General features: G+C 74.0%; 24 protein-coding genes. 11 read left to right on the top strand and 13 right to left on the bottom strand.

Translation table 11 applies throughout. From position 1 onward, the window contains the following. Positions 1 to 3: 3 nt before the first annotated feature. From OO63_RS19375 to OO63_RS19365, 3 genes are all read right to left on the bottom strand, one after another. Positions 4 to 798 carry a spermidine synthase gene (locus tag OO63_RS19375; RefSeq protein ID WP_051811001.1) on the bottom strand — a complete coding sequence of 265 codons (795 nt, stop codon included), beginning with the start codon at positions 796 to 798 and terminating at the stop codon, positions 4 to 6. 584 nt (positions 799 to 1,382) lie between these two features. Then, positions 1,383 to 2,558 carry an elongation factor Tu gene (tuf, locus tag OO63_RS19370; protein ID WP_030358635.1) on the bottom strand — a complete coding sequence of 392 codons (1,176 nt, stop codon included), beginning with the start codon at positions 2,556 to 2,558 and terminating at the stop codon, positions 1,383 to 1,385. Between the two features lie 334 nt (positions 2,559 to 2,892). Next, entirely contained in the window at positions 2,893 to 3,597 is a 705-nt protein-coding gene (locus OO63_RS19365) for a DNA alkylation repair protein (RefSeq protein WP_030358634.1), read from the bottom strand. A 49-nt stretch (positions 3,598 to 3,646) separates the two neighbouring features. Here OO63_RS19365 and OO63_RS19360 point away from each other — a divergent pair, with 49 nt between their 5' ends. Beyond that, the gene (locus OO63_RS19360; RefSeq protein WP_030358633.1) at positions 3,647 to 4,354 is read left to right on the top strand and encodes a TVP38/TMEM64 family protein; all 708 of its coding nucleotides are present in this window, start codon (positions 3,647 to 3,649) and stop codon (positions 4,352 to 4,354) included. 251 nt (positions 4,355 to 4,605) lie between these two features. Then, complete coding sequence (locus OO63_RS19355) at positions 4,606 to 5,478, top strand: undecaprenyl-diphosphate phosphatase (RefSeq protein ID WP_030358632.1); 873 nt, start codon at positions 4,606 to 4,608, stop codon at positions 5,476 to 5,478. A 651-nt stretch (positions 5,479 to 6,129) separates the two neighbouring features. On the opposite strand, the gene OO63_RS19350 is transcribed toward OO63_RS19355, so the two are convergent. From OO63_RS19350 to OO63_RS19340, 3 genes are all read right to left on the bottom strand, one after another. Then, complete coding sequence (locus OO63_RS19350) at positions 6,130 to 6,711, bottom strand: hypothetical protein (RefSeq protein ID WP_157854015.1); 582 nt, start codon at positions 6,709 to 6,711, stop codon at positions 6,130 to 6,132. 306 nt (positions 6,712 to 7,017) lie between these two features. Then, positions 7,018 to 7,440, bottom strand: a complete 423-nt coding sequence (locus tag OO63_RS19345; RefSeq protein ID WP_051810996.1) for a peptidase inhibitor family I36 protein — start codon at positions 7,438 to 7,440, stop codon at positions 7,018 to 7,020. Positions 7,441 to 7,595: 155 nt separating this feature from the next. Then, positions 7,596 to 8,615, bottom strand: a complete 1,020-nt coding sequence (locus OO63_RS19340) for an ATP-grasp domain-containing protein (protein ID WP_030358629.1) — start codon at positions 8,613 to 8,615, stop codon at positions 7,596 to 7,598. Positions 8,616 to 9,233: 618 nt separating this feature from the next. Between OO63_RS19340 and OO63_RS19335 the strand changes: the two genes are divergently transcribed. Continuing rightward, the gene (locus OO63_RS19335) at positions 9,234 to 10,832 is read left to right on the top strand and encodes an NBR1-Ig-like domain-containing protein (RefSeq protein ID WP_051910168.1); all 1,599 of its coding nucleotides are present in this window, start codon (positions 9,234 to 9,236) and stop codon (positions 10,830 to 10,832) included. 39 nt (positions 10,833 to 10,871) lie between these two features. Here the strand turns inward: OO63_RS19335 and OO63_RS19330 are convergent, their stop codons facing one another. Then, positions 10,872 to 11,414, bottom strand: a complete 543-nt coding sequence (locus OO63_RS19330; RefSeq protein WP_030358627.1) for a GNAT family N-acetyltransferase — start codon at positions 11,412 to 11,414, stop codon at positions 10,872 to 10,874. Positions 11,415 to 11,623: 209 nt separating this feature from the next. Between OO63_RS19330 and OO63_RS19325 the strand changes: the two genes are divergently transcribed. Beyond that, positions 11,624 to 14,440, top strand: a complete 2,817-nt coding sequence (locus OO63_RS19325) for an alpha/beta hydrolase family protein (protein ID WP_030358626.1) — start codon at positions 11,624 to 11,626, stop codon at positions 14,438 to 14,440. On the opposite strand, the gene OO63_RS19320 is transcribed toward OO63_RS19325, so the two are convergent. Next, a complete protein-coding gene (locus OO63_RS19320; protein WP_078619227.1) occupies positions 14,412 to 15,023 on the bottom strand; it encodes a cupin domain-containing protein in 612 nt (203 codons plus the stop codon). The two genes, OO63_RS19325 and OO63_RS19320, sit on opposite strands and share 29 nt — an antisense overlap. 147 nt (positions 15,024 to 15,170) lie before the next feature. Between OO63_RS19320 and OO63_RS19315 the strand changes: the two genes are divergently transcribed. Then, the gene (locus OO63_RS19315; RefSeq protein WP_030358624.1) at positions 15,171 to 16,043 is read left to right on the top strand and encodes a LysR family transcriptional regulator; all 873 of its coding nucleotides are present in this window, start codon (positions 15,171 to 15,173) and stop codon (positions 16,041 to 16,043) included. A 3-nt stretch (positions 16,044 to 16,046) separates the two neighbouring features. Here the strand turns inward: OO63_RS19315 and OO63_RS19310 are convergent, their stop codons facing one another. Then, complete coding sequence (locus OO63_RS19310; RefSeq protein WP_033264263.1) at positions 16,047 to 16,733, bottom strand: TetR/AcrR family transcriptional regulator; 687 nt, start codon at positions 16,731 to 16,733, stop codon at positions 16,047 to 16,049. A 68-nt stretch (positions 16,734 to 16,801) separates the two neighbouring features. Here OO63_RS19310 and OO63_RS19305 point away from each other — a divergent pair, with 68 nt between their 5' ends. The 4 genes from OO63_RS19305 (at position 16,802) to lnt (ending at position 21,376) form a co-directional block, all read left to right on the top strand. Further along, positions 16,802 to 18,385 carry an MFS transporter gene (locus OO63_RS19305; RefSeq protein ID WP_234311176.1) on the top strand — a complete coding sequence of 528 codons (1,584 nt, stop codon included), beginning with the start codon at positions 16,802 to 16,804 and terminating at the stop codon, positions 18,383 to 18,385. A gap of 295 nt (positions 18,386 to 18,680) precedes the next feature. Continuing rightward, complete coding sequence (locus OO63_RS43625) at positions 18,681 to 18,860, top strand: hypothetical protein (RefSeq protein ID WP_078619226.1); 180 nt, start codon at positions 18,681 to 18,683, stop codon at positions 18,858 to 18,860. A 240-nt stretch (positions 18,861 to 19,100) separates the two neighbouring features. Continuing rightward, positions 19,101 to 19,583: a nuclear transport factor 2 family protein gene (locus tag OO63_RS19300; protein WP_030358621.1), complete on the top strand. Its 483-nt coding sequence runs from the start codon at positions 19,101 to 19,103 to the stop codon at positions 19,581 to 19,583. A 104-nt stretch (positions 19,584 to 19,687) separates the two neighbouring features. Continuing rightward, a complete protein-coding gene (gene lnt, locus OO63_RS19295) occupies positions 19,688 to 21,376 on the top strand; it encodes an apolipoprotein N-acyltransferase (RefSeq protein ID WP_078619225.1) in 1,689 nt (562 codons plus the stop codon). Here lnt and OO63_RS19290 read toward each other — a convergent pair. Both OO63_RS19290 and OO63_RS19285 read right to left on the bottom strand, forming a co-directional pair. Next, positions 21,300 to 22,205: a Gfo/Idh/MocA family protein gene (locus tag OO63_RS19290; RefSeq protein ID WP_030358619.1), complete on the bottom strand. Its 906-nt coding sequence runs from the start codon at positions 22,203 to 22,205 to the stop codon at positions 21,300 to 21,302. The two genes, lnt and OO63_RS19290, sit on opposite strands and share 77 nt — an antisense overlap. A gap of 10 nt (positions 22,206 to 22,215) precedes the next feature. Then, a complete protein-coding gene (locus OO63_RS19285) occupies positions 22,216 to 23,454 on the bottom strand; it encodes an FAD-dependent monooxygenase (protein WP_030358618.1) in 1,239 nt (412 codons plus the stop codon). Between the two features lie 114 nt (positions 23,455 to 23,568). Between OO63_RS19285 and OO63_RS19280 the strand changes: the two genes are divergently transcribed. Together OO63_RS19280 and OO63_RS19275 are read left to right on the top strand one after the other, a co-directional pair. Continuing rightward, a complete protein-coding gene (locus OO63_RS19280) occupies positions 23,569 to 24,183 on the top strand; it encodes a TetR/AcrR family transcriptional regulator (RefSeq protein ID WP_030358617.1) in 615 nt (204 codons plus the stop codon). 149 nt (positions 24,184 to 24,332) lie between these two features. Then, a complete protein-coding gene (locus OO63_RS19275; protein ID WP_234311175.1) occupies positions 24,333 to 24,863 on the top strand; it encodes a hypothetical protein in 531 nt (176 codons plus the stop codon). A 117-nt stretch (positions 24,864 to 24,980) separates the two neighbouring features. On the opposite strand, the gene OO63_RS19270 is transcribed toward OO63_RS19275, so the two are convergent. After that, positions 24,981 to 25,475: a hypothetical protein gene (locus OO63_RS19270; RefSeq protein WP_030358615.1), complete on the bottom strand. Its 495-nt coding sequence runs from the start codon at positions 25,473 to 25,475 to the stop codon at positions 24,981 to 24,983. A gap of 224 nt (positions 25,476 to 25,699) precedes the next feature. Further along, positions 25,700 to 26,383, bottom strand: coding sequence for a uracil-DNA glycosylase (gene ung, locus OO63_RS19265; protein ID WP_030358614.1), 684 nt, complete (start codon positions 26,381 to 26,383; stop codon positions 25,700 to 25,702). Positions 26,384 to 26,455: the final 72 nt, after the last annotated feature.

The following is a 26,455-nucleotide window of genomic DNA, read 5'->3' as shown; positions in this document are numbered from 1 at the left end:
CGCTCAGCCGACGCTGAACGCCCCGTCCGGCGGCTGTGGCGAGGCCTCGGCGTCCGCGTCCCGTACGACTCGCGCGTTCCCGATGAACCTCCGCAGCGCCTCCCCGTGCACGACCCGTGCGGGGAACGCGTCCGCGGCGGTGCGCCGGACGAGGGCGTCCACGTCGACCGGTGTGTGGGAGGCGAGGAGCACGGCGTTGCCGAAGCGGCGCCCGCGCAGCACGGCGGGCTCGGCGATCAGCGTCAGCTCATCGAAGACCGTGGCGAAGGTGGCCAGTTGGGAGCGGAGGAAGGCGAAGGGCGCGCCGTCGGCGAGGTTCGCGGCGTAACAGCCGTCCGCGCGCAGCACGCGGCGCACGGCACGGGCGTACGCGTCCGACGTGAGGTGCGCGGGCACCCGGGAGCCGCCGAAGGCGTCGCCGACGAGCACGTCGGCGGTGGCCGCGGGAGCGGCCTCCACCCAGGCGCGGGCGTCCGCGGCGTGCACGGCGATCCCGGAGCCCGCGGGCAGCGGCAGTTCCGCCACGACGAGTTCGAGCAGTCCCCGGTCCGCGTCGACCACGTCCTGCCGGGACCCCGGCCGGGTCGCGGCGACGTAGCGCGGCAGGGTGAGCGCGCCCCCGCCGAGGTGCACGACGTCGAGCGGGCGGCCCGGCGCGGCGAGGGTGTCGAGGACGTGCCCGAGCCTGCGGGCGTACTCGAACTCCAGGTACGTGGGCTCGTCCAGGTCGACGTAGGACTGCGGGGCCCCGTCCACGGTCAGGAGCCAGGCCCGCGCCCGGTCCACGTCGGGGAGCAGCTTCGCGGTGCCGTGGTCGACGGCGCGGGTGACGGGGACGGGGTCGGGGTCGGGGGCGACGTCGGCGTCGGCGTCGGCGTCGGCGGGATCGGAGGGTGCGTCAGGCGCTGAGGACGCGTCCTCGGAGGGTGCGGCGGGCCCGGACGGCGCGGCGGGCCCAGCGGCCCGCCTCCCGGCGCCTGCTTCGGGGGGCGATTCGGCGCGCGCCGCGGGTATCGCCCCCGTGGGCGCGTCGGCTATCGCCTCGGGTGCGGGTCGCTCGGCGGGCTCGTTCACCGCTCCATTGTGCCCGCATCCGTCCCTCTTTCCAGGCCCCCGGGAGGGGGTGGGGCCGCCCGCCGACCGGAAGCACAACTGCCCCCGGGACGGGGTGCGCCCGCCCCTGACCGGAATTGCACAACTGTCCCCGGGCGGGGCGCGCCCGCTCCCCTCAGGGGCGGGGCGCCCCCGCCCCTGACCGGAAGCGGACCTGCCCTCTGGTGGGGATGCAGGTCCGCCCTCCGGCCGGGCGCGGCCCCCGCCGCGGCGCCCCGCCGCCGGCAGGTGGCGGGGCGCCGTTCCGGGCGGCGCTTCACCGCACGGCGTCAGCCGACCTCCGTGACCGTGCCCGCCCCGACGGTCCGCCCGCCCTCGCGGATCGCGAAGCCGAGCCCCGGCTCCAGGGGGATCTCGCGGCCCAGCTCGACGGCCATGGTGACCGTGTCGCCGGGCCGGGCGACGGCCGCGGCGCCGAGGTCGATGTCGCCGACCACGTCCGCGGTGCGGATGTAGAACTGCGGGCGGTACCCCGTGGACACCGGGGTGCTGCGACCGCCCTCGCGGGTGGACAGGACGTACACCTGCGCGGTGAAGCGGCGGCTCGGACTGAGGCTGCCGGGGGCCGCGACCACATGGCCGCGGCGGACCCCGTCGCGTGGCATGCCGCGCAGGAGCAGCGCGACGTTGTCGCCGGCCTGCGCGGAGTCCATCGGCTTGCCGAAGGTCTCCAGGCCGGTGACGACCGTCTCGGTGTCACCGTCGCCGCCGAGCACCTGCACCCGGTCGCCGACGCGCACGGTGCCGCGCTCGACGGCGCCGGTGACGACGGTGCCCCGGCCGGTGATCGTGAGGACGTTCTCGACCGGGAGCAGGAAGGGCGCGTCGACGTAGCGCTCCGGCATCGGGACATAGGTGTCCACCGCGTCGAGCAGCGCCTCGATCGACGCCGTCCACCGCGGGTCCCCCGACAGGGCCCCGAGGCCGGAGACCCGGACCACGGGCACGGCGTCCCCGCCGTACCCGTGCGCGGACAGCAGCTCGCGGACCTCCAGCTCGACCAGGTCGGTCAGCTCCGGGTCACCCGCGTCCGCCTTGTTCAGGGCCACCACGATGTGGTCGACGCCGACCTGCCGGGCGAGGAGCACGTGCTCGGCGGTCTGCGGCATGATGCCGTCGAGCGCGGACACGACGAGGATCGCGCCGTCGAGTTGGGCGGCGCCCGTGACCATGTTCTTCACGTAGTCGGCGTGGCCGGGCATGTCGACGTGGGCGTAGTGCCGGGTGTCGGTCTCGTACTCGACGTGCGCGATGTTGATGGTGATGCCGCGCTGCGCCTCCTCCGGCGCCCGGTCGATGCGGTCGAAGGGCACGAACGTGCCGGTGCCGCGCTCGCTGAGGACCTTGGTGATGGCGGCGGTCAAGGTGGTCTTGCCGTGGTCGACGTGGCCCATCGTGCCGATGTTGAGGTGGGGCTTGGTGCGGACGTATGCCGTCTTGGACATGGTGGTTCCTTCTCCGGAACTCGAAAGGTGTGGTCCGCGGCACGGACGGCCTGCGGACGGGGACCCCCGGGGGCCTGGCCGACCCTCCCCCTGCGGGGTCCGCCGGAATGTCCGGGGAGGGTCAGCTTCGGGCGCCGTCGGAAGGAAGTGCGGCGAGTACGGCCGGCGGTGCGGGGACCGCGAGCGGAGGGACGGCAGCCTCGACCGCGTCCGCGACTGCGGACGTGTGCGGGAAGGAGGCGTGCCGGAACATGTGGACGATCATTGCCGACACCCTGGTCGGCGTCGAATCATTTTCCGTGACACACCGGCCACACAGGGAAGTTGCGGCGCTTCAGCCCCCGATGTTCTTCAGCGCCTCACGCACGGACAGGGGCGCGAGGACCTCGCGGTGGCGCGCGACGAAGTCCCGTACGGCGTCGGGGTCGGTCTTCGCGTACTCCCGCAGGCACCAGCCGATGGCCTTGCGGATGAAGAAGTCCGGGTGGCCCGCCTGGCGTTCGCAGTACGCGAAGAGGCGGCCGGTGTCCGTGGCGTCCTTGTGGCGCAGCTGGTGGAGGAGCGCGGTCCTGGCCGCCCACAGGTCCTCGTCCTCGATCCAGGCGTCCATGTCGGCCCTCAGCGCGGGGTCGGCGGCGACGAGGCCGCCCACGACGTGCGCGGCGAGCGCGTCGACGGTGTCCCACCAGGGGCGGGTCGTCACCAGGTGGCGGGCGACGGGCAGGAAGCCGGACGAGCACCGCCGCACGTGCCGCCGCAGGTAGCCGACGGCGAAGTACTGGTACTCGCGCTCGGGCAGCTCCCAGCAGCGCAGGGCGATCGCGACGCAGTCCGTCTCGTCGGGGCGCGGGGTCCCGGCGAGGACGTCCCGGTGCAGGGCGCGGCGCACGGGCGAGGAGAGGCCGAGGAACGGCGCGATGTCCTTCATGTACGCCCGCATGTCCGCGGCCCGGACCGGATCGGCCGCCTCCGCGTACCGTGCGACGAGCCGTTCCACGACGGTGTCGGCCAGGGAACTCGGCGGCACTGTGACGCTCATGAGACGCACCATACGGCGATCAGACACATGAGCCGGTTAGTCTCTCCGGATGCTCGACACCGCCGCCGCCCCGACGCCGGGCCTCGCCGTGCGCTGCACCCGGGTGCTCCTGTCACCGTGGTCGCGGCTGTCCCTGCTCGTCCTGATGCTGGCCGCGGCCGGCACGGGCGTGCTGCTCTTCGAGCCGCAGCGGCTGCTCTCGGAGGGCTGGCCGCCGCAGCTGAACGGCGCCGCCGCGGTGTGCGCGTTCGCGCTGGCGTACGGCATGTGCACGGTCGCGTTCGTGCCGCGGCCGCTGCTCAATCTGGCGGCGGGCGCGCTGTTCGGCTCGCAGGCCGGGATTCCCGCGGCGATCGCCGGGACGGTCCTCGGGGCCGGGGTGGCCTTCGGGCTCGGCCGGGTCCTCGGGCAGGACGCGCTGCGGCCGCTGCTCCGGGGCCGCTGGCTCAAGGCGGCCGACGGCCAGCTGAGCAAGCACGGGTTCCGCTCGATGCTGGCGGTGCGGCTCTTCCCCGGCGTGCCGTTCGTCGCCGCCAACTACTGCGCCGCCGTGTCCCGCATGGGCTGGCTGCCGTTCCTGCTCGCCACCGCCCTCGGCTCCGTCCCGAACACGACGGCGTACGTCATAGCGGGCGCCCGCGCGTCGACGCCGACGTCGCCCGCGTTCCTGATCGCGATGGGGTTCATCGCGGTGACCGGTCTCGGGGGCGCGGTGGTGGCGTGGTGCAAGCGGCACCGGCTGCGGGGCAGGCACTGAGACGCCGCTTCCGGCACGTGGCACGGCCCCGTCGGCCATCGCCCGGAGGCCCCGGGCGAGGCCCTCGCACAAGCACTTCATCTTGTGCCGCTACGCTGCCCCCCGTCGAGGCACGTGATCGTCCCTCCCGGCCCCTCGCGCGACCCCGCGCACACCCGCATCACGCCTCGCCACTCCTGGTCCCCCGCCCACGCTTCTGACCGCCACCGCACGGGTCAGCACCCGATCAGTTACTGGACGGCGCAGTTTTCATGTCTTGGCTCGAATCGTTCATCCTCGGACTCGTCCAGGGACTGACCGAGTTCCTTCCGATCTCATCCAGCGCTCATCTGCGACTGACCGCGGCGTTCGCGGGCTGGCACGACCCGGGTGCCGCCTTCACCGCGATCACCCAGATCGGCACGGAGACCGCTGTCCTGATCTACTTCCGCAAGGACATCGGGCGGATCATCAGCGCCTGGTTCGGCTCGCTGATCGGCAAGGTGCCGCGTTCGGACCACGACGCGCAGATGGGCTGGCTGGTGATCGTCGGCTCGATCCCGATCGGCGTCCTCGGCATCACGCTCAAGGACCAGATCGAGGGCCCGTTCCGCGATCTGCGCCTGATCGCCACGACGCTGATCGTGATGGGCGTCGTCCTCGGCGTCGCCGACCGCCTCGCGGCCCGCGACGAGACCGGCGGCAAGCACCGTGCGGTACGCGAACGCAAGGGCCTCAAGGAACTGGGCGTCCGCGACGGCCTGATCTACGGCGTCTGCCAGGCCATGGCCCTCATCCCCGGCGTCTCCCGCTCCGGCGCCACGATCAGCGGCGGCCTCCTCATGGGCTACACCCGCGAGAGCGCGGCCCGCTACTCCTTCCTCCTCGCCATCCCCGCCGTCCTCGCCTCGGGCGCGTACGAACTCAAGGACGCGGGCGAGGGCCATGTCTCCTGGGGCCCGACGATCTTCGCCACGATCATCGCCTTCATCGTCGGCTACGCGGTCATCGCCTGGTTCATGAAGTTCATCACCACCAAGAGCTTCATGCCGTTCGTGTACTACCGCATCCTGCTCGGCATCATCTTGTTCATCCTGGTGGGCGCGGGCACGCTGAGCCCGCACGCGGGCGAGTCGGCGGGGTGACCGGATCCGAGATTCGGGCCGCTCGGCGACCTTCAACTGGTCACTGCGCGTAGTCACTTTGGCCTCACATGTCCCTCTGCTACCTAAAACGGCGACCTGGGCACGTTGTGTAGGCAAGGGGGGCGCTTTTTCCGCTCGATGGGTGCACGCTGGTCGTACGGGCGTATCCCCGGGCGGCCGCCGCCGGCTCGTCGGCGGGGGCGGCGGCCGCGAGGTGCGAGGACGTGGCGGCTCCCCCTCCGCCGGGCGTCCTCGCACCGCTGCCCTCTCCTCGGGGGCGGGCGGGAGCCTCCCCCGAGGAGAGGAGGAGCCGGGACCGCGGTGTCCGCTGCCTGGAGCGCGGCCCCGGCTGCCTCATCCCCTCTTTCGTGCGGCGTCCGTCACGAACAGCCGCCCGTCAAGGACCGTCGGCCCGCAGGGCAGCCGGTCGCCGAAGAGCGCCGCACGACCGCGTCCCCCGGGGCGGGGAGAGCGGGTGCGGCCGCATGGCGAGTCCTGGGAAATCCGTGACAAGTCCCGGGAATTCCGCGAGCAGCCCGTGGGACCTCGTGGAAAGTCCGTGGGGAGGTCCGTGGGAGATCCAAGGGGCTGTTCCTGGGCGATGCCCATGCCTCGGTGGCCGCGTCCTGACCATGCCTGTACCCACGGTAGTCAAACCAGTCCACGCAGTGAAGACCGCTGCCGCAAACGGGAGGCGATTCCTCCGCGCGCGGCCGCCCCACGCGGGTTTCTGTCTCCAACGGCCTCAACTCCCCCAGGAGTCGGCCCGGTGACGCCGCCGACAGCAGCGGCCTGCCCACCCGGCCCGCACCGCAGCACATGGTGCTCGCCGCTCAGCACCGGCCCGGTCAGCGTGAGGAACCGGACGTCCACCGTGACGTCAAGACCCCGCGCCCCCGCGGCGTGACGGCACGCGCCCAGTTCGTCCGTCGCCACCACCCAGCGCGGCCGCCCCAGCGCCGTGACCGCCCGGACCGCACGGCGGACTCCACCCGCGCCGTCGCCGTCATCGGCCCCGACCGCCTCATCGGCCTCCAGGACGACCAGTTGACGGGGAGCCACCACGGGAGGCAGCGCCCGCGCCACCGGCCCCTCCTCCGACACCAGCGCCACCGGAGCCCCGTCCCGGACCACCAGGCCGACCAGCTCCACGTACGGGCGCCCGCGCCGGGCCACCGCGAGGCGTCCGGTCCAGGCCCTTGCAAGGACCTCTTGGCACTCGGCCTCCGTCATGCGGCGCACGGTCCCCACAGTCGACCTCCTCGTGCCGCCGCGGCCCGGGAGGGGCGCGGACGGACAGGGACGACGCCCCCGAGCGGGGGCGGAGCCGGGGTCCGGGGCACTGCCCGCCGTCGGCCCCCTGCCCGGGGCGGGCGGGGCCTCGACGCTTCGGCTTTCTCTGCGTTCCTCACTTCTCTTATGCGCGGTCCGGCTCCGCTTATGCCCGCCGGGAGGAGACGGGCGCAGAACGGCGGAGATGCGTACGGGCCCGCCGCCCGAAGGCGGCGGGCCCGTGCCAGGCGTACCGGGGCGGGACGATCAGCAGCTCATGGCCCACGTGTGGGAGTCGCCGTTGTCGTTGGCCGCGCCGTTGTAGTTGACCTCCTGCCCGGGCGTGAGGCAGATGGTCATGTGGCCGCCCTGGTGGGCGCGCGAGTACACCTTGACGTGATCCTTCACGCCCGCACCCGAGATGCCGTGGTTGGCCCACGACGAGTCCTCGTCCGCGATCCAGCTCTCCCACCAGCCGTCGTCACCGGACCAGTTGGCGCGCTGGCCGTCGTAGTTGGAGTGTTCCCAGGTGCAGAAGTGGCCGCTGGGACAGTCGGCCGCCCCGGCCGGGGTGGCGACGGCGAGGCTTCCGGACACCAGGAGTGCCGCGGCCACGCCGAGCAGGGCCCGCCTGACGGTCCTCGCCCTCGGTGCGGACGCGGCGGTGTCGGAGGAGTGCTTCAGCGTCATGTCGGGTTGGTGCCTTTCCGTTCGGTGCAGCTGTGCCGTCGGGTCGCTGAGGAGCCCCCCGCCCGTGGACCGGGAAGCGGGCACGCCGATGCTGCCCCGGTGCGGATTCATGCATTCCGCCATTCACCCGAAGGAGGCGAAGCCGGTGTCGCCCGTTACGCCACGCGCGGCGTCCGGCCGTGGACCTGGCTGCCCCGCCGCCTGCCCCGGGCCGGATGACGCCCCCGGTGACTTCCGGCCGTCTGGGCGAGCGCGTCCAAGTGCGCCTGGATGTACGGCACGGCCACATGCTCCAGCTCGCCCTCGATGAAGGCGGGCTGGACGTTGACCTCGAAGACGACCCCGCCGTTCTCGATGGCCAGGTCGACCCCGGCGAAGGGCAGTCCGACCGACGCGGTGGCGGCGACGGCCAGTTCGGCCAGGCGGCGCGGCAGGTCGCGCGGGGCGATGAAGGTGGCCGTCGCGCCCTGGCAGGTGTTGCAGGGGGTGTCCGTCGCGGGCTGGATGTGCTCGCGGGCGTGGATGACGCGGCCGCCGAGGACGAACACGCGGAACTGGTGCCGGTGGCCGTCGGCGGTGATGTTGCCCGCGTCGCGCGAGAGCAGCCAGGCGCTGTTCCGACGGGCGTAGTACTCGGCCGCCTGTGCCAACTGCGCCTCGGAGGTGACGTGGAACGTGTCGCTGCCGCCGGTGCCGACGACCGGCCGGGCCCAGGTGTCACGGCCGAGCTCGTCGAAGGCGGCGGCCGCCTCCCGCGCGCCCGGCCGCGCGAGGACGACCGTGTCCATCTGCGCGATGCCGTCCCGCCGGAAGCGGTCGACCGTGCGGTCCTTCTCGGTGGCGGTCCGCCACGCCGTCACCCCGGTGCCCAGGGTCACCGCCCGGTGGTGGGCGAGGAGACGCTGGAACGCGGTGAGGGAGCGGCGCCGGTGCGGCGGGATCTCGTACAGGACGACCACGTCGGGCACCACCTCCAGGCCCTGGTCGGGCACGTCGAGGCGTAACCGGTTCCCGTCGCGGTCGCGGACGCGGCCGGTGCCGCACGGGGCGAAGTGGCGGGAGTCGATGCGGTGGGGCGGGGCGCCGGTGAGGAGTTCCACGGCGCGGGCCAGGTAGTCCCGGCATCCCTCGGGGGACGTGGGGTCGGTGATCAGGGCGACGCACGGTCCGGACACGGCTGCCTCCAGCGGCTCTCGGCGCGCACTCGGTCCGCGCGCACGTCGTGGCGCGGGCCCGGGCGGAGGTCACGGCGGGGCGGGGCCGGGCCGCGGCAGCAGGTCACCGGGTCCCGTACGGCGCCGCGTCCGCGCCCGCCGGTCGTCCCGGCGGTGGCGGGCCGGGGCGGCGCCCGGCCGGGGGTGTTCGTGACCGCGGGACGGGGCTGCGCCCTCCCCCGGCACGTGCCGCGGGGCCGTGGCCCCGTGTGCCGTTTCCGTACTCGGTTCCGTGTCCCTGCTCAGTTCCGTACGCGGATTCCGTGCTCGGTACCGCAGCGCCATGGGCCCCACACTGTAGGCGCGGGTCGGACCCCCGGCCAGTGCGCAGGCGCGCCGGTCCGCCGCGCCCGCTCTGCGCCTCGTGCGCCCGCTACGCGCCCCTCCCGCGCGCGGTCCACGCGGGGCGCCGGACCCACCGCCACCAGCACCCTCTTCGGCGGACCGGGCGCCGGTGCGGCCGGGTGCCCCGCCGAGCCTTACGTACCGCCCCCTCCGGTGGGACGCTCACAGCGGCCGCCGTGCGGAGACGTCCGGGCGCGCGGCGGCGGGACCGCACCTGTACTGGGGGGATCTGCCATGGATCGTCTGCTCGCCAGTCAACGGCTGGACGTCGGGGACGAATTGACCTCGCCCAACGGGCGGATACGCCTCGTCATGCAGGGGGACGGCAACCTGGTCCTCCACCGCACCGACGACGGCGTCCCGCTGTGGGCCTCCGACACCTGGCAGCAGCCCGTCACCCGCGCGGTGATGCAGCACGACGGCAACTTCGTCCTCTACTCGGAGGAGAACAAGCCCTACTGGGCGACGGACACCGACGGCAACCCGGGCTCCTGGCTCGTGGCGCAGGACGACGGGAACCTCGTCCTGTACGCCGAGTCCGGGGCGCCGCTGTGGGCCTCGGACACCGTGCAGCGCTTCGGGCCCGTCGCCGTGCCCGGGTTCCTCCCCTCGACCAGGGCACCGCTGTTCGGCAACAATCCGTGGCCGCCCGGGACGGCGCTCCGGATCGACGTGTTCGGCCTCCCCGTGGCCGCCGTCGACGCGACCGGCATGGGGCTGTGCGGCGGCATGTCGTTCCTGGCCAGGGACATCTTCGAGAACGGCACCCCGCAGCTGCGCGGCCGGTCGTCGCGGGAGGTACCCGTCGAGGTGGCCCAGCACATCCTCGGCCGGCTGCTCGACAGCTTCAAGGGGCCCGGGGTGGTGAGCCGTTGGCTCGGCGAGACCCAGGCCCTCGGCCACGACACCGTGTTCTGGGGGCACGGCCTCTTCCGCCGCACCCTCGCCGAGATCCCGGCGATCCTCGACGACATCGACAACGGGACCCTGAGCCCGCTCGGCCTCGTCCTGGTCCACTCCTACGCGCCCTGGGACGTCTTCCTGAACCACGTGGTCCTGGCGTGGGGGTACGAGCGGCACGGCGATGTCCTGACGCTGCGCACGTACGACTGCAACCACCCCGGCGAGGACGACATCGTCATCCGGCTCGACATCGGCTCCCCCACCCCTGCCAAGGTCATCACCACCAACGGGACCAGCGACGACGCCACCCCCGGCGAGATCCGCGGCTTCTTCCGCATCCCCTACATCCCCGCCGACCCGTCCCCCGCCTATGTCGACGGCGCCACCGTCGCAGCCACCGCGCCACCGCCGCCCCGGTTCGCGCCGGGCGCCCTCGCCCAGGTGACGCTGACGGTGACGAACACCGGCTCGACCACGTGGGCCGCGCGCGACCTCCACCGCCTCGGCAGCCAGGCCCCGCAGGACAACACCACCTGGGGCCCGGGCCGGGTGAACCTGCCGAAGGCCACGGTCGACCCCGGCGAGCGGATCCAGTTCCGGTTCACCGCGACGGCTCCGGCCGCCCCCGGCCGGTACGTGTTCTGCTGGCAGATGCTCCAGGAAGGGGTCAGCTGGTTCGGCCAGGCCAGTCCTCGGATCCGGGTGGCCGTCGGCGCCACGTCCGGGGTGTGCGAGCAGCTGCACGCGCGGTACGTGGACCTCGCCGAGCAACTCGACGACGTACGCGGGCAGATACAGCAGGTCGACTGGAGCGAACCGGACGAGGCGCGGCGGGAGCAGACGAAGCTCGTCCGGCAGGCCGGGAATCTGCGCAAGCACCTCGACATGGTGGAACAGGACGAGCGGACGCACGGGTGCGCGCCGAGCTGAGTCCGGGCCGCACCCCGCCCACCACGCACCCCTCGCCGCTCACATGGGGAACGACAGCAGCCGCACCTCACCCTCCGGCCACGGAGCCGCCTCGGGCCCCGTGCCCAACGGCGTCCACATCGTCCGCAGCGGCATGACCACCGGCCCGTCCGGCTGCTCCACGTGGACATCGCCCGTCAACTCCCGCCAGCCGAGCCGTTCGTAGAGGGCGACGAGGGGCGGGCGGCAGAAGAGGAGGGCGTGCCGGGGGCCCAGGGTGCGGGCGTGGTCGAGCGCCGCCGTGAGGACGGTCCGCGCGAGGCCCCGGCCCCGCAGGTCGGGCGCGACGGCCACGCCGCCGACGCCGATCACCTCCGTGGCGCTCCCGCCGATCGCCGTCGGCAGCCGCAACAGGCCCGCGTGGGCCACGAGTCGGCCCGCCGCCGACCTGACGCCGAAGTGCTCCTCCTTGGGCAGCCACGTCAGGCCGGTCTCCGAGACGCCGAACGGGTCGGCGCCGTCGCCGAGTATCTCGTTCTGGTCGGCCCGGGAGTACGCGTCGAGCCGGACCGCGGTCAGGGCCCCGAAATCATGATCATCCATCACCGCATGATGCGCGGCCGGGCGGCGCGTGGGCAAGGGCGGACGGCCCACGTGAGCAAGCGCGGCCGAGCGCGGCCGAGTACGGGCAAGTGAAGAGCGTGACACGAGGCAACCCCAGTAGGCGCGTTGTCATCCTCCAGGTCCGGGGCCCGGTGATCTCTCCAGGGATCCGGGGTGACCGACGAACAGGATGAAACCGGAGGAATGTCTTGATCCATGTCCCGCGCTCGGTGACCGCCGCGGCGGCGGTCCTCGCGCTGGCGGTGGGGGTGCCGGGCCTCGCGCACGCGCAGCCGTCCGCCGACCGAATACCGCCCGCCCCACCGATACCCGCCGCGCTGTCGGGCGCCTCCACTTCGTCAGGTGAGTCCGACGAGCAACTGCCCAAGGGCTGGCGGGTCGACGGGTCCGGCGACCGCAAGGAGCTGGTCTGGAAGGCCCCGGAGGCCGTGCCGATGGGCGACTCCCGGGTCGAGTTCTACTCCGGCGACCGGCTCATCGGCGTCCCCGTGCCCCACGACGACCGGCGGACCTTCCGGCTGCGGCTCGACAGCACGGACGTCGGTCCCGCCGCCGAGCTGCGGGCACAGGCCGGCGGCCGGCGTCTGGACGAGGGCGCGAAGGAGGCGCCGCGGATCTCGCCGCCGGCCGCGTCCGCCGAGGAGTCGGCCCCGCTGCCCGCGAACCGCGTCGACCCGGGCGTGCCGGGCAAGTACCGCACGGTGACCGGCGAGTACACGCAGAAGTCGGTGCGCCTGCCGGGCTTCCGGGCGCCGGTGGAGATGCGCGGCACCGTGGTGGGTCCGGTCGACGCACCCGGCAAGCGGCCGATCGCGCTGTTCCTGCACGGCCGCCACTACACCTGCTTCAACGCCCGCGGCGACGAGGGCGGCGGCTGGCCCTGCAAGGGCGGCATGAAGCCGGTGCCGAGTCACCGCGGCTATCTGCACGACCAGAAGCTCCTCGCCTCGCAGGGCTATGTGACGGTGTCCATCGCCGCCAACGGCATCAACGGCCAGGACGACGTGGCCGAGGACGGCGGCGCCGAGGCCCGTTCGTCGCTCGTGCGTCAGCACCTCGGCCGCTGGGCGGACTGGGCCGCGGGCCGCGGCGACGTGCCGAGGGCCGTGCGCGCCACCGCGCCCGCCGACCTGTCCCGCGTGCTGCTCGTCGGCCACTCCCGCGGCGGCGAGGGCGTCAACCGTGCCGCGCTCGACAGCCTGGCCCCGCCGCCCGCCGCCGAGGACGGGGCGCCGGGCCCGGCGCGCTGGAACATCCGCGGCACCGTCCTGATCGGCCCCACGATCTTCGGCCAGAACCCGGTCCCCGACGTGCCGTCGATGACCGTCCTGCCCGGCTGCGACGGCGACGTGTCCGACCTCCAGGGCCAGATCTACGCCGACGGGACACGCGGCGTCAGCCGCGGCAAGGCCCTGCACAGCACGGTCTACGTGGTCGGCGCCAACCACAACTTCTTCAACACCGAGTGGACGCCGGGGCAGGCCGAGGCACCCGCGGACGACGACTTCAGCTCCGGCAGCAGGCCCGACGCCGTGTGCGCCAAGGGCAAGCCCACGCGCCTGACCGCCAAGCAGCAGCAGAAGGCGGGCTCCACGTACATCGCGGCGGCCGCCCGCCTGTTCGTCGGCGGTGACGACCGGGTGCGCCCGCTGCTCGACGGCTCCGGCCGCCGTGCCCCCTCGGCGAAGCCCGCGCGCGTGCTCACCCACGCCGTCGGCGGCAGCCGCACCCCCGCGTTCGTGCCGAACTCCTCGGCCACGGTGACCGGCGGGCGGCTGTGCGCCCAGGTGGACAACAGGGCCTCCCGCTCCTGCCTCGCCCCCGACGTGCGCGGCGCCTCGCCCCACTTCGCGGCCTGGGGTCCCTCGCCCGAGGCCGGTCGGCACGCGGTCGCGATGCGCTGGACGCAGCCGGGCACCCCGACGAAGGTCCGGCCGAAGAAGCCCGTGTCCCTCGCGGGCGCCGACAAGCTGGCCCTGCGCGTGATCGTGCCGCCGAACACCACCGGCACCCGCTTCGACGTCGCCGTCACCGACGCCTCGGGCCACCGCGCGAAGCTCGGCCAGGTCCGCGTGAACGGCCTGCCGGGCACCGAGATGACCGCCTCCTACTGGGGGCGCGAGGTACGCGTGCCGCTGTCCGCCGCCGCCCGCGCCGGAGTCGACCTCAAGCAGGTCGCCTCCCTCGAGCTGACCCCGCGGAACCGGTCCGGGCGCGCCTGGCTGATGGACGCGTGGGGCTGGCGCCCGGGCACTCCGGACGCCGGGACCGCCGACCTCGCGCGGGTCGACATCGGCCGGCTCAAGGTCGACGAGGGCGACTCCGGGGTGCGCGAGTACCGGGTGCCGGTCCAGGTCTCCGGGCACGGCACCGGCAAGGTCCGTCTCTTCGTGACCGACCCGCGTACGCACAAGACCACGACCCGGACGGTCACGGTGCGCCCGGGCGGAGACACCGTCGAGGTGCCCGTCACCGTGCGGGGCAACAAGCGCTACGGCGCCGACGTGTCCCACGAGGTCATGGCCAAGGCGGTCAGCGGCGCGATGGTCGGCTCCCACCAGGGCGGGGTGCTCGTGCGCAACGACGACCCGATGCCCAAGGTCAGCGTCAAGCCCGTCGCGGACAAGGTCACCGAGGGCAAGTCCCTCAAGTGGCGCGTCACGCTGTCCGAGGCGGCCGACACCGACATCGAGGCCGGATTCGAGCTCCGCCGGGTCACCGGCGGCACCGAACTGTCCACCAAGGACGTCAGCAAGCGCTGGCTGAAGGAGACCTTCGACCGGTCGCCGAACCCGGCCCGCCGACTGTCCAAGGTGTCGGAGATGCCGTACATCCCTGCGGGCATCGCCGCGGGCAAGCGCAGCGTCGAGGTGTCCGTGCCCACCGTCAAGGACCGGGTGCGGGAGTCCAAGGAGACCGTGCGGCTGCGCCTCGTCACCTACGACCAGTCGTGGCAGCAGCACCGCGGCCCGACGGTCACCGGGACGGTGCGCGACCCGGCGTAGTCCGGCCGCGCGCCGCGTCCCAGGCGGCGGCGTCCGCGCCGCCGACGAAGTGCACGTCGTACCGGTCCTGTTCGGGCAGGAGGCTGTCGAAGGTGTCCAGGCCGTGCTGTATGCGGCCCAGGGCACGGAAGTAGCCGAACCGGTCGACACCCGGTGTCAGGACCGCGAGCAGTTCGGCGGTCGCACCGGCCGCCGCGCCGAATGCGTGCGGCGTCCCGGGCGGGATGACGACGAGACCCCCGCGGGTCACGGTCGTCATCCCGCCGTCCAGGGAGAACTCGACGGCTCCGTCGAGCACGTAGAACAGCTCCGTCGACCGCGCGTGGACGTGCGGCCTCGCGCCGTCCGCGCCCGCGCCGAGGGCCAGCCGGTTGGCTCCCAGGGCGCCGCCGGTGTCCACGGCGTCGGCCAGCAGGTCGAAGCCGCCGCCGTGCGGGAGGGGGATGTGCTCGGCTGTCCCGGCCGGCACGACGAGGGTGCCGGGCCCGCCGGGGGCGTTCAGGGCGTCTGGGGTCTCGGGGGTGCCCAGGGTCTCGGGGGCGTCCGGGGACTCGGGGGCGTCCGGGCGCGCTCGGTTCGTCATGGTCGGCGTTCTCCCTGTTCTCTCTGATCTCTCTTCCGGTCTCTCTTCCTGGCTCCCATTCGATCCGGGGAAGAAGCCGCGCACCAGAAGCAGTTGTTCCCTGCAGAAATCACCGATCGTGATGAATCGGCGCCGCAGGAGGAACCCGTGGAACTGCGCCAGCTCCAGTACTTCGCCGCGGTGGCGGACGCGGGCGGCTTCAGCCGGGCCGCCGAGCGGCTCGGCATCGTGCAGTCGGCGGTCAGCCAGCAGGTCCGGCGGCTCGAACGCGAGCTGGGCGTCGCGCTGTTCGACCGGTCCACGCGCCACGTCCGCCTCTCGGCCGCGGGCGAGCGCCTGCTGCCGGAGGCCCGCGCCGTGCTCACGGCGGCCCACCGCACCCGGCAGGTCGCCGCCGACATCGCGTCCGGCGCGGAGGGCCTGCTCCGCCTCGGCACCGTCCAGGGGCCGGGCGACCGGACGTACCGCCTCCTCGGCGAGCTGCGGCGCACGGCCCCCCGGCTCCGGGTGCGACTGCGTCGGCTGCCCCTCACCGAACGGCTCGCGGCGGTGCGCGCGGGTGAGCTGGACGCGGCCCTGGTGCGGGCGGCGACGACGGCTCCGGGGCTCGAACTGCTGCCGGTGTGGCGGGATCCGCTGTACGTCGCGCTGCCCGAGGATCACCCGGCAGCGACCCAGCAGCTTCGGCTCGAACAGCTGGCCGACCTCCCCCTGCGCCTGGCCCCACGCGAGCACAACCCGCCCTTCCACGACCTGGTGACCGGCGCGCTGCGGGCCGCCAGGGCGGAGCCGCCGCTCGGGCCGCCGTTCACCACCCTCCAGGAGACCCTGACAGGCATGGCCGAGCAGCGAGCCGACTCGCCGTCCTGGACGGTCTTCTACGACGTGTCGGGACTGCCGTCGGTGCCCCACGTGGCCGTACGACGCCTTGCCGCGCCCGAACTCACCACGTCGCTCGCCGTGTTGCCCGGCCCGCCGGGACCACCGCTGCGCCAGCTCCTCCAGGCGCTGCGGACCTGAGGCTCAGCCGGTCGGCCCGCCCGGGCGCGGGTCGTCCTGGTGCTGCTCCTTGTAGTGGCCGCGCCAACGCGGCGTCGCCGCGCCCTCCATGAGCACCATCACGACGTCGTGGGCCAGTGAGTCCGTCACCGGCAGATGCCCGAAGAGCACCCGGTGGTACGTGGTGGCGCCGAGCATGTCCAGGAGCAGGTCGATGTCGGCGTCGGGCCGGATGTCGCCCCGCTCGATGCCCCGGCGGAGCGCCGCCTCGGTCGTGGCCCTGCGGGGGCGGAAGAGCGTCTCGGTGAAGACGCGGTCAAGATCCGGGTCGTCGGCCAGTTCGGCCACGAGCGCGGGCAGCGTCCGGCGTCCCAGCGTCCCGCCGAAGGCCTGGCTCAGGGTCTCGACGCCGAGGATGAGGTCGCAGTGCGTGCAGCCGGTGTCGGGGGTGGGCGCGGTGCCCACGGTCTCCGCGAGCGCGGCGATGACCAGGTGCTGCCGGGACGGCCAGCGGCGGCGGATGGCCGGCTTGGTCGTACCGGCGCGGCGCGCGACGCCCTCCATCGTCAGGCTCGGGTATCCGGACTCCTCGAGGAGCGCCAGCGTCGCTTCCAGGATGGCCTCGTCGAGCCGTGCGTCACGGGGGCGCCCCGTCCGGCCGGTCTCACGGGCGGAACGGGCGGCAGAGGCCACGGACTCGGGGGTTGCCATGACGGTCAGTATAGGTAGCATCTACTTTCGTTCCGTTCCGGATCGAAACGCAAGAAGGAGGGTCGACCTTGCCGTCCGAGCAGGAAGCGACCACGCAGGAACCGCCCGCCCAGGAGTCGTCCGCGCAGGATCCGTCCGCGCACGATCCGTCCATGCACGATCCGTCCGTACAGGACTCGTCGGCGCGGACGCCGTCCGCCCGGGAGTCGCCCGCGCAGCCATCGGGTACGCGGCAGGCGCCCGCGCCGGACGCCCGCCCCGAGAGCGCCTTCCGCGCCCCCTATTCCGCCCTCACCTGGGGCATCGTGCTCTCCGTCGGCCTCGTCGCCTTCGAGTCGATGGGGGTCGCCACCGTGCTGCCCGAGATCGCGGGCCGCCTCGGCGGACTCAACGCTTACGGCTGGGGCCTGTCCGCCCTGATGCTGGCCAACCTCATCGGCACCGTCGCCGCGGGCGTCGCCGCCGACCGGCACGGCCCGGCCCGACCGCTCGCCCTCGGCCTCGCGGTCTTCGCCGTCGGCTGCGCGCTCGCCGGGGCCGCGCCGAACTGGCCCGCCTTCCTGGCCGGGCGGTTCCTGCAGGGGCTCGGGGTCGGGGCGGTCATGGCCCTCGCGTACACCGCCATCGCGCTCGCCTATCCGCAGCACCTGCGTGCGCGCATGTTCGCCCTGGTCTCCGGCGCCTGGACCGTGCCGTCCTTGGTGGGACCGAGCATCGCCGCCGTGATCTCCGACCATGTGTCCTGGCGCGGCGTGTTCGTGCTGCTGCTGCCCCTGATCGCGGCCGCCGCGACGCTCGCGCTGCCGCAGCTGCGCCGCCTCGGCCGCCCCGGGAGCGCGGAGGAGCGGGAGGCCCCGGCCCCAGCCGCCGAGGCGACCCCCTGGTGGTCCACCCCCGTCGCCCGCAGCGTCCTGCTCGCCGCCGGGACCGGCGTCCTCCTCGCGGGCCTCCAAGTGCGCCAACTCGCCCTCCTGATCCCCCTGGCCGCCGTGGGCGCCGCCACGGCCCTGCTCGCGCTGCGCCGGGTCACACCGGCGGGCACCCTGTCCGTGCGCCGCGGCGTACCCACCGGCGTCGTCCTGCGCTTCCTGCTCTGCGGCGCCTACTTCGGCAGCGAGGCGTTCCTGCCCCTCGGCCTGGTCAAGCTGCGCGAACTGAGCGCCACGGAGGCCGGGTTGGGGCTCTCGGCGGGCGCCATCACCTGGGTGCTCGGGGCGACGTGGCAGGGCCGGGCCGACAGTCGCTGGAGCGGGCGGTCACGGGCCGTGCCGATCGCCGCCGGTTTCGCGGTCCTGCTCGTGGGGATCGCCGTGATGGCGCTCGGCGTCCTGGTCGACGCGGTGCCCGCCCTGACGGCCGTGGCGGGCTGGGCCATCGGCGGCGCGGGCATGGGCGTCGCGTTCAACGCGGCGACCACCGACGCCATGGAGCAGGCGGCCGCCGACCGGCAGGGCGAGGCAAGCGGCTCGATGCAGCTCGCGCAGACCCTAGCGGTGGCGGTCCTCAGCGGCCTCGGCGGCGCCGCCGTCACCCTGTCCGCGGCCCACGGCGGCTCGGTGTCCCTCGCCCTGACGGTGACCTTCGCCCTCACCGCCGCGCTCGCGGCCGCCGGAGTCCTCACGGCGCACCGCATCAGGCCGAGCGCCGCCTGACGCGCGCCGGACCCCGGTCCAGAGCCGGTGATGCCGCTGTCCGACAGCGGCATCACCGAACGCGGGCGCCCGACGCGCCAAGTGACGTACGGAATCGTGCCGTCCATCACGGCCCGAGCCCGTCGCACCGCGCCCCAACCGGCCTCAAAGGCCTCCCTTTGCCCCGCTGACCAGCGCTCCCGCTCCAACTCGCGCCGGACGCGCGCGCCTTGCGGCGCCCCGGCGCGATCACGTGCCGCAGGTGTGCGGTAGCTGACAGTTCCGATTGTCAGGGCTATCCCCTAGGCTTGACGTCATGCCCCTCACCCCTCAACCCCATGGTTCCGTGCGGTCGTCGGCCGAGTTGAACGAGCGGATACGCGGCCTGTGGCTGCGTGCGGGCGGCCGCCTCTCCGTCGAACAGCGGCGGGAGTACGAGCAGTTGGTGACCGAGTGGGCCGAGGCGGTACGCGCGGAGATCGTGCAGGCCGCGTAAGCGGCACACAACGGGGGCAGTACACACGCATCTTCCGCGCGTGAGCCGTCCATCGGCGTCACCGCACCGGAGGCCCGCCCTCCACCGAGGAATTCCTCAGCGCGCGAGCGACCACGACCGCTCGCGCGCACCCTCACCACCCCTCCCGTACGGACACATCGAGCCACCCCGGCCCCTCGCGGCACAACGACTCGCGCCCGGCCTCTTGGCTCCGCACCCCCGGTGCCCAAGACTGATCCGATGACGCAGCGCGTGGAACTCGCCGCAGTCCTTGACCGGTTGGCCATCGACGCCCTCATCACCGACTACGCCATCACCGTCGACGACGGCGACTGGGACGCCTACCGTCGGCTCTTCGCACCCGACGGACGCGCCGACTACCGCTCGGCCGGAGGCATCGAAGGCCCCGCGCCCGAGGTCGCCGACTGGCTCACGGAGTCCCTGCGGATCTTCCCGGTACGCCAGCACCTCATCGTCAACCGCAGGATCCACTTCGACATCCGCGACCAGGACATCGGCGACACCGCCCGGATACAGGCCGACTACACCAACCCCATGCGGCTCGCCGACAAGGCGGAGGGCTCCGACAGCGCCGCGCCCGACTTCGAGTGCGGCGGGCGCTACGCCTTCACCGCCGTCCGCACCCACAACGGCTGGCGGCTGCGTCAGGTGGTCGTCCAGGAGAAGTGGCGCAGACAGCACTGGTCCGACCCGGTTACATGAACCAGGCGCCCCCTGTCCTAGATCGTCAGGGACGCGCACACTGAACGTACGACGGCGGGGGGCGCGGGCCGCGTCGGACGGATCGGGGCAGAAAGGCGCGCTGCATGGACACACTCGGCAGCAAGCGGCGGCACCGCTGGGTGCCCCGGTGGGCGGACGCGAAGGCATGGCGGCGCGGTGGCCGCTCCGCCTCCGGGCAGCGCACCGCCCCGTGGCGGCGTGTCGACCTCGCATCGCCGTGGCAGCGCGGCGCCCTCGCCGCCCTCTGCGGCGCCCTGCCCGCCCTGGCGTTCCCCGCGCCGTCCTGGTGGTGGTTCGCGTACGTGGCGCTGGTGCCGTGGCTCCTGCTCGCCCGCTCGGCCCCGACGGGCCGCCGGGCCGCCCTGGACGGATGGCTCGGCGGGCTCGGCTTCATGGTCGCCGTGCACCACTGGCTGCTGCCGAGTCTGCATGTGTTCACGCTGGTCATCGCCGCACTCCTGGGCCTGCTCTGGGCGCCGTGGGGCTGGCTCGTACGCCACCTCCTCGGCGGCACGCCCGCCCCGGCGCGCGTCGCCGCCGCGCTGCTCGTGCTGCCGTCCGGCTGGCTGATGGTGGAACTGGTGCGGTCCTGGGAGGGGCTCGGCGGGCCCTGGGGGCTGCTCGGCTCCAGCCAGTGGCAGGTCGAGCCCGCGCTGCGGCTCGCGTCGGTCGGCGGTGTCTGGCTGGTCAGCGCCCTGGTCGTGGCCGTGAACACGGGAGTGGCCGTGCTCGTCGTCCACCGCGGCGCCCGCGTTCCCGCCGTCGCGGGGCTCGTCGCCGTCGGCGCGGCCACCGCGGCGGCCTGGACCTGGTCCCCGCGCCCCGAGCCCGCGGGCCACATCCGCGTCGCCGTCGTCCAGCCCGGCGTCATGAACGGCATCGACAGCGCCGACCAGCGGTTCGCCCGCGAGGAGCAGCTGACCCGCTCCCTCGCGGGGCGCGATCTGGACCTCGTGGTGTGGGGCGAGAGCAGCGTGGGCCATGACCTCACCGAGCGGCCCGATCTGGCCGGGCGGATCACCGCGCTGTCCCGGCAGGTCGGCGCCGACATCCTGGTGAACGTCGACGCGCGCCGCTCGGACCGGCCGGGCATCTTCAAGAGCTCGGTCCTTGTCGGCCCCGACGGGCCGACGGGCGACCGCTACGACAAGATGCGCCTGGTCCCCTTCGGCGAGTACGTGCCCGCCCGCTCCCTGCTCGGCTGGGCGACCTCCGTCGGCAAGGCCGCGGGCGAGGACCGCAGGCGCGGGGACCGGCCCGTCGTCATGACCGTCGGCCAGGGCCAGGGGCAGGGCAAGGACCTGCGCGTCGGGCCGCTGGTGTGCTTCGAGTCGGCGTTCCCCGACATGAGCCGCCACCTCACCCGCGAGGGCGCGCAGTTGCTGCTCGCCCAGTCCGCCACGTCGACGTTCCAGCACAGCTGGGCACCCCAGCAGCACGCCTCGCTCGCGGCGGTGCGGGCCGCCGAGACCGGCCGCCCCATGGTGCACGCCACCCTCACCGGCGTCTCGGCCGTCTACGGCCCGAGCGGCGAACGCGTCGGCCGGCCGCTCGGCACGTCGGCGTCGAGCACCGCCGAGTACGACGTGCCGCTGGCCACCGGCACCACCCCGTACGTGCGCTTCGGGGACTGGCCGGTGCACGCGGCCCTCGTCGTGCTCGCCCTGCTGTGCGCGGCCGAGGGCGCGCGGGCGTTCAGGCGCCCTGCTCCTGAACGGCCCGCACCACCCGCTCGCACAGCTCATGGCTCGCCAGCGCGTCCCGCGCGCTGAGCACCTTGCCCGCGCGCACGGAGTCGAGGAAGGCGAGCACGACCTGCTCGATGCCGCGCTGCCGCGCCACCGGCACCCAGTCGCCGCGCCGCCGCACGGTGGGCTGACCCTTGTGGTCCACGACGTCGGCGAGGTTCAGGACCTGCCGCTTGGTGTCCTGACCCGAGACCTCGAGGACCTCCTCGGTGGACCCGCTCAGCCGGTTCATCACGCCGATCGCGGTGAACCCGGCGCCCCCGAGCTGCAGCACGACGTGTTCGAGCAGGCCGTTCTCGACCCGGCCGCGCACACTCACGTCGTCGATCTGGCCGGGCACGAGGAAGCGCAGGGTGTCGACGACGTGGATGAAGTCGTCGAGGACCATGGTGCGCGGGTCCTCCGGCAGCCCCACGCGGTTCTTCTGCATCAGGATGAGCTCGCGCGGGTGCTCGACGCACTGGGCGTAGCCGGGGGCGTGGCGACGGTTGAAGCCGACGGCGAGGCTGACGTTCCGCTCCTCGGCCAGGTCCACGAGGCGCTCGGAGTCGGCGAGTTCGTACGCGATGGGCTTGTCCACGTACGTCGCCACTCCCGCCTCCAGCAGGCGGCCCACGATCTCGGGGTGGACGGCGGTGGGCGCGTGCACGAAGGCCGCGTCCAGGCCCTGGGCGAGCAGGGAGTCCAGGGCGGTGTGGCGGCGCTCCCCCGGCACGTGGTGGACGGCGGCGACGCGCTCCAGGGTGGCGGGGGTGCGGGTCTGGAGGTGCAGTTCGACGCCGGGCTGCGCGGCGAGCACCGGGAGGTACGCCTTCTGCGCGATGTCGCCGAGTCCGATGCAGCCGACCTTCACCAGTGTCTCCCTACCGTCGTGCCGGTTCACGCTCCTGCGCCCCCGAGCCTGTTCCCGCAGCATACGGGGGCTGGGGCGGCCGCCAGTCGGCGATGGCGGCGAAGCCCCGCGTGATCATGTCCGGGCCGAGCCGGGACGCCGTCCGCACCAGGGTGTCGCGCACCGCCCGCAGGGGGCCGCTGGTGAGGTGGTTGAGGCGGGCGGTGCGGGCGGCCTGGCGCACGATCGCCGTGGTCCGCGGCACGCGTACGGCGCTGTGCGCGGCGAGTCCCGCGAAGAGGTCGGCGCCCGGTGCCACGTGGTGGGCGAGCACGACGGCGTCCTCGATGGCCTGGTTGCCGCCCTGGCCGAGGGTGGGGGCCATCGCGTGCGCGGCGTCGCCGAGGAGGACGGTCCGGCCGCGGTGAAATACGCGCAGCGGGTCGATCAGGTGGCGCACGTCGTTGCGCAGGACGTCCTCGGGGCGGGCGGCGGCGATGATCTCGGGGATCGGGTCGTGCCAGCGGGCGAAGCGCCGCTCCAGTTCGGCCTTCTCGTCGTCAGGGGCGCGCCCGCCCTCGGGGACGAGCGCGGTGGCGTACGCGTACACCCGGCCGTCCTTGAGCGGCTGGGTGCCCCAGACGCCGCCGCGCCCCCAGGTCTCGTGCGGCGCGAAGGGGCGCTTCGGCGCGGGCACGACGAGCCGCCAGGCGGTGAAGCCGGTGTACGTGGGCGCGGGGTGCGCGGGGAACAGGGCGGTGCGGACGGCGGAGTTGATGCCGTCGGCGCCGACGACGAGGTCGGCCTCGATGTCGCCGTCGGGGGTCGTGACGACCGCCTTTCGGCCGGGGCCGCCGGGGTCGGCGAGGCGGGCGTCGACGCCGGTGCGCAGGCAGTCCGCGGGCAGTTCGGCGACGAGCAGGTCGACCAGCGTCGCGCGGTGCAGCAGCACCAGCGTGCCGCCGAACCTCCGCGCCGTCGCGGCCGCGCTGGTCCGCACGATCCAGCGCCCGTCCTGCGCGCGCATCCCGCCCTCCCCCTGCCACGCGGCCAGGTCGCGCACCCGGTCGCCGAGGCCGAGCACGTCGAGGGCGCGCTGGGCGTTGGGCGCGAGGCCGATGCCGGAGCCGACGGGCTCCAGGGACTCGGCGCGCTCCAGGACCGTGACCCGCCATCCGGCCTTGTCCAGGCCGATGGCCGCGGTGAGACCGCCGATCCCACCGCCGATGACGACGGCGTGGAGCTCGGGAGACTTCGCTGTTCCGGGCATGATCTCTCCTTGTCGCGCGCGTACTTGGCACAGGCGGCACCACGGAGAACTACAGGTGTAGTGCCCACACCCAAACGCTACTACACCTGTAGTGAAACCGGTAGGCTGGGCCACATGCCTGTACGTGCCACGGGGACAGCCCGCACCGAACTCATCGCCGACACCGCCCTCTCCCTGCTCGCCGAGCGCGGCATGCGCGGCCTCACCCACCGGGCCGTCGACGAGGCGGCGGGGCTCCCTCCGGGTTCGACGTCGAACCACGCCCGCACCCGGCTCGCCCTCCTGGAGGCCGCGGTCCGGCGGCAGGCCGAGCGCGAGAACGACGTCCTCACCCCGAGCGAGCTGCCCGACCCGGCGGGCGACCGCGACACCCTGATCTCCGGCCTCGCCATGGCCCTGCACCGCTTCCTCACCGGCGACGACCACCGCGGCCTGCTCCTGTCCCGCTACGAACTGGCCCTGGAGGCGACCCGGCGCCCCGAACTCCGCTCGTACTACGACGCCGCGGGCGCCCAGTTCCGGGAGCCGCTGCGCGAGCTGATGGTCGCCGTGGGCTCCAAGGAGCCGGAGCGGCACACGCTGTCCCTGGTGGCCTGGTGCGACGGCATGATGTTCTCGTGCGTCGCGGGTTCGTACCACGCGACGACGCCGACGATGGCCGAACTGCGGGACGGCTTCACGGAGTTGCTGCGGGGGATGCTGGACGGGGACACGCGGGGAGCGGAGTAGGCCGGGGAGCGGAGTAGGCCGGGAGCGGTGTAGGGCGGGAGCGGTGTAGGGCGGGGCTTTGGCCGGGGCGGCGCGCGGGGGTCACCCGTGCGGGGCATGCGGACGCGTTCGGCGCCCCGGGGCACGCCGGGGGCAGCAGAGTGGCGCGGGTGCAGCGATCGACGACCGCCTCGGTGCTCCTTGTGTCCACGTCCGTGGCCGTGCTTGCGCTATCCGGGTGCATGGGGGTGGAGCGGGGGGCGGCGGGCCGGGGCGCGGTGTCGGCGGGCCCGGCGACGCCCGCCCGGGCACCGTCGGGCCGGCCCCCGCGGGCGGTGCAGGACCCGGCGCGCGACTCGCTGGAGCGCGGCGGCCCGGCGGACACACCGTCCCGCACCGCTTTCCCGCGAGCGCAGGCCACCCCGTCCGACCGGCCCTCGACCGCGTCGCCCTCCCCCTCGCCCACCGACGACGCCACCGCCCGCGAGCACGGCAGGCACAGCGGGAGCTTCGACCCGCCCCCGCACCATCAGGACGGCCGCCCTCAGGCCCCCGCCCGCGACGACGAGCGGGCACCCCGGTCCGACGCGCCGCCGCCCGCCCTCGTGGAGGTCGACCTGTGCGTCCTCGGCCGCGCCCACGGGGGCTGGGAGCCGGACAGCAAGGAGGCGGCGATCTGCCGGGCGGCGTACGGGCGTTGAGCCGACCGCGGCGTGCCCGCGTCCGGGGCGTGCCCACGTCGGTGCCCGCGTCCGGGACGTGCCCCCGACCGAGCCTGCCCGGCCCCCGTGCTGGCCCCACCCGCCCCAGGCGATCCGCTACTCCTCGACCGCCCCCTCCCCCACCTGCGCCTCAAGCCGGTCAAGGGCTGCCCTGATGCCGTCCCCATAGCCGTCGTCGCCGAGCGCGCCCACCGCGCCGCGGGCCAGTCGCAGATGGCTGCGGGCCGCCTCGGGGCGGGCCAGCTTCACATAGTCCGCCGCCAGGTTGAGGTGCAGCGAGGGGTAGAAGCCGCGCACCGCGAGGGACTGGTGGTGGGCGCCGACGCGCTCGTCGGTCAGCTCGTGGGCCGCCGACAACGCCCTGAGGTCCCAGGCCAGTTCGTCGGCCGGGTCGTCCTGGGTGTCGGCCATGTAGTGCGCGAGGGTGCAGCGGTGCAGGGCGTCGCCCTCCTCGCCGATCTCCGACCAGAGCACCAGGAAGCGGGTCCTCGCCTCCTCGCGGTCGCCCGCGTGCTGGAGCATGACCGCCTGCCCGATCCGGGTCATCATGGCGTCTTCGTCGTCCGTCGTCTGTTCCTGCCGCTCCGCCACCGCGTCGCCCTCCGCGCCGCCGGACGTGCCGCGGGCCGGGCGGGGCCCCGCGGCAGGTCCGACGTCAGTCCGTCGTCAGCTGTCAGTCGATCCGTCGGTCGTTCGTCCGCCGTGGGGCCGGCGGCCGCCGTCCGGCCGTCGGCCCCACGAGTCGGTTCCGACGCTAGCGGCCACCACTGACAATCGCGGTCAGGCGCGGTGCGAGGCGGGGCGCTCCCGCCTGCTCAGCCCAGGTCGGGGATGCGCCAGTCGATGGGCTCGTGCCCCTGGGCCGCCACCGCCTCGTCGATCTGTGTGAAGGGGCGGGAGCCGAAGAACTTCTTCGCGGACAGCGGCGAGGGGTGCGCGCCCTTGACGACGACGTGCCGCTCGGTGTCGATGAGGGGCAGCTTCTTCTGGGCGTAGTTCCCCCACAGGACGAAGACCGCCGGGTCCGGCCGCTCGGCCACCGCGCGGATCACGGCGTCGGTGAACTTCTCCCAGCCCTTGCCCTTGTGCGAGTTGGCCTCGCCGGAGCGGACCGTCAGGACCGCGTTCAGGAGCAGCACGCCCTGCTTGGCCCACGGCATCAGATAGCCGTTGTCCGGCACGGGGTGGCCGAGCTCCTCCTTCATCTCCTTGTAGATGTTCCGCAGCGAGGGCGGGGTCTTCACTCCGGGGCGGACCGAGAAGCACAGGCCGTGGCCCTGGCCCTCGCCGTGATAGGGGTCCTGGCCGAGGACGAGGACCTTGACCTCGTCGAACGGCGTGGCGTCCAGCGCGGCGAACACCTCGTCGCGCGGCGGGAAGACCGGCCCCTTCGCACGCTCCTCCTCGACGAACTCGGTGAGCTCCTTGAAGTAGGGCTTCTGCAGTTCCTCGCCGAGGACTCCGCGCCAGGACGCGGGCAGCATGGCGATGTCGGTCACGTCAACAACCTCCGGGGTGCGTTCAGTTCTGCACCACAGAACCTACCGGCGGCCACTGACAATCCCCCGCCA

The sequence above is a fragment of the Streptomyces alboflavus genome (genome assembly GCF_000716675.1).
GTDB lineage: Bacteria > Actinomycetota > Actinomycetes > Streptomycetales > Streptomycetaceae > Streptomyces > Streptomyces alboflavus.
The sequence above is the reverse complement of the archived record's forward strand: the minus strand, read 5'-3'. Positions and strand labels throughout refer to the sequence as shown.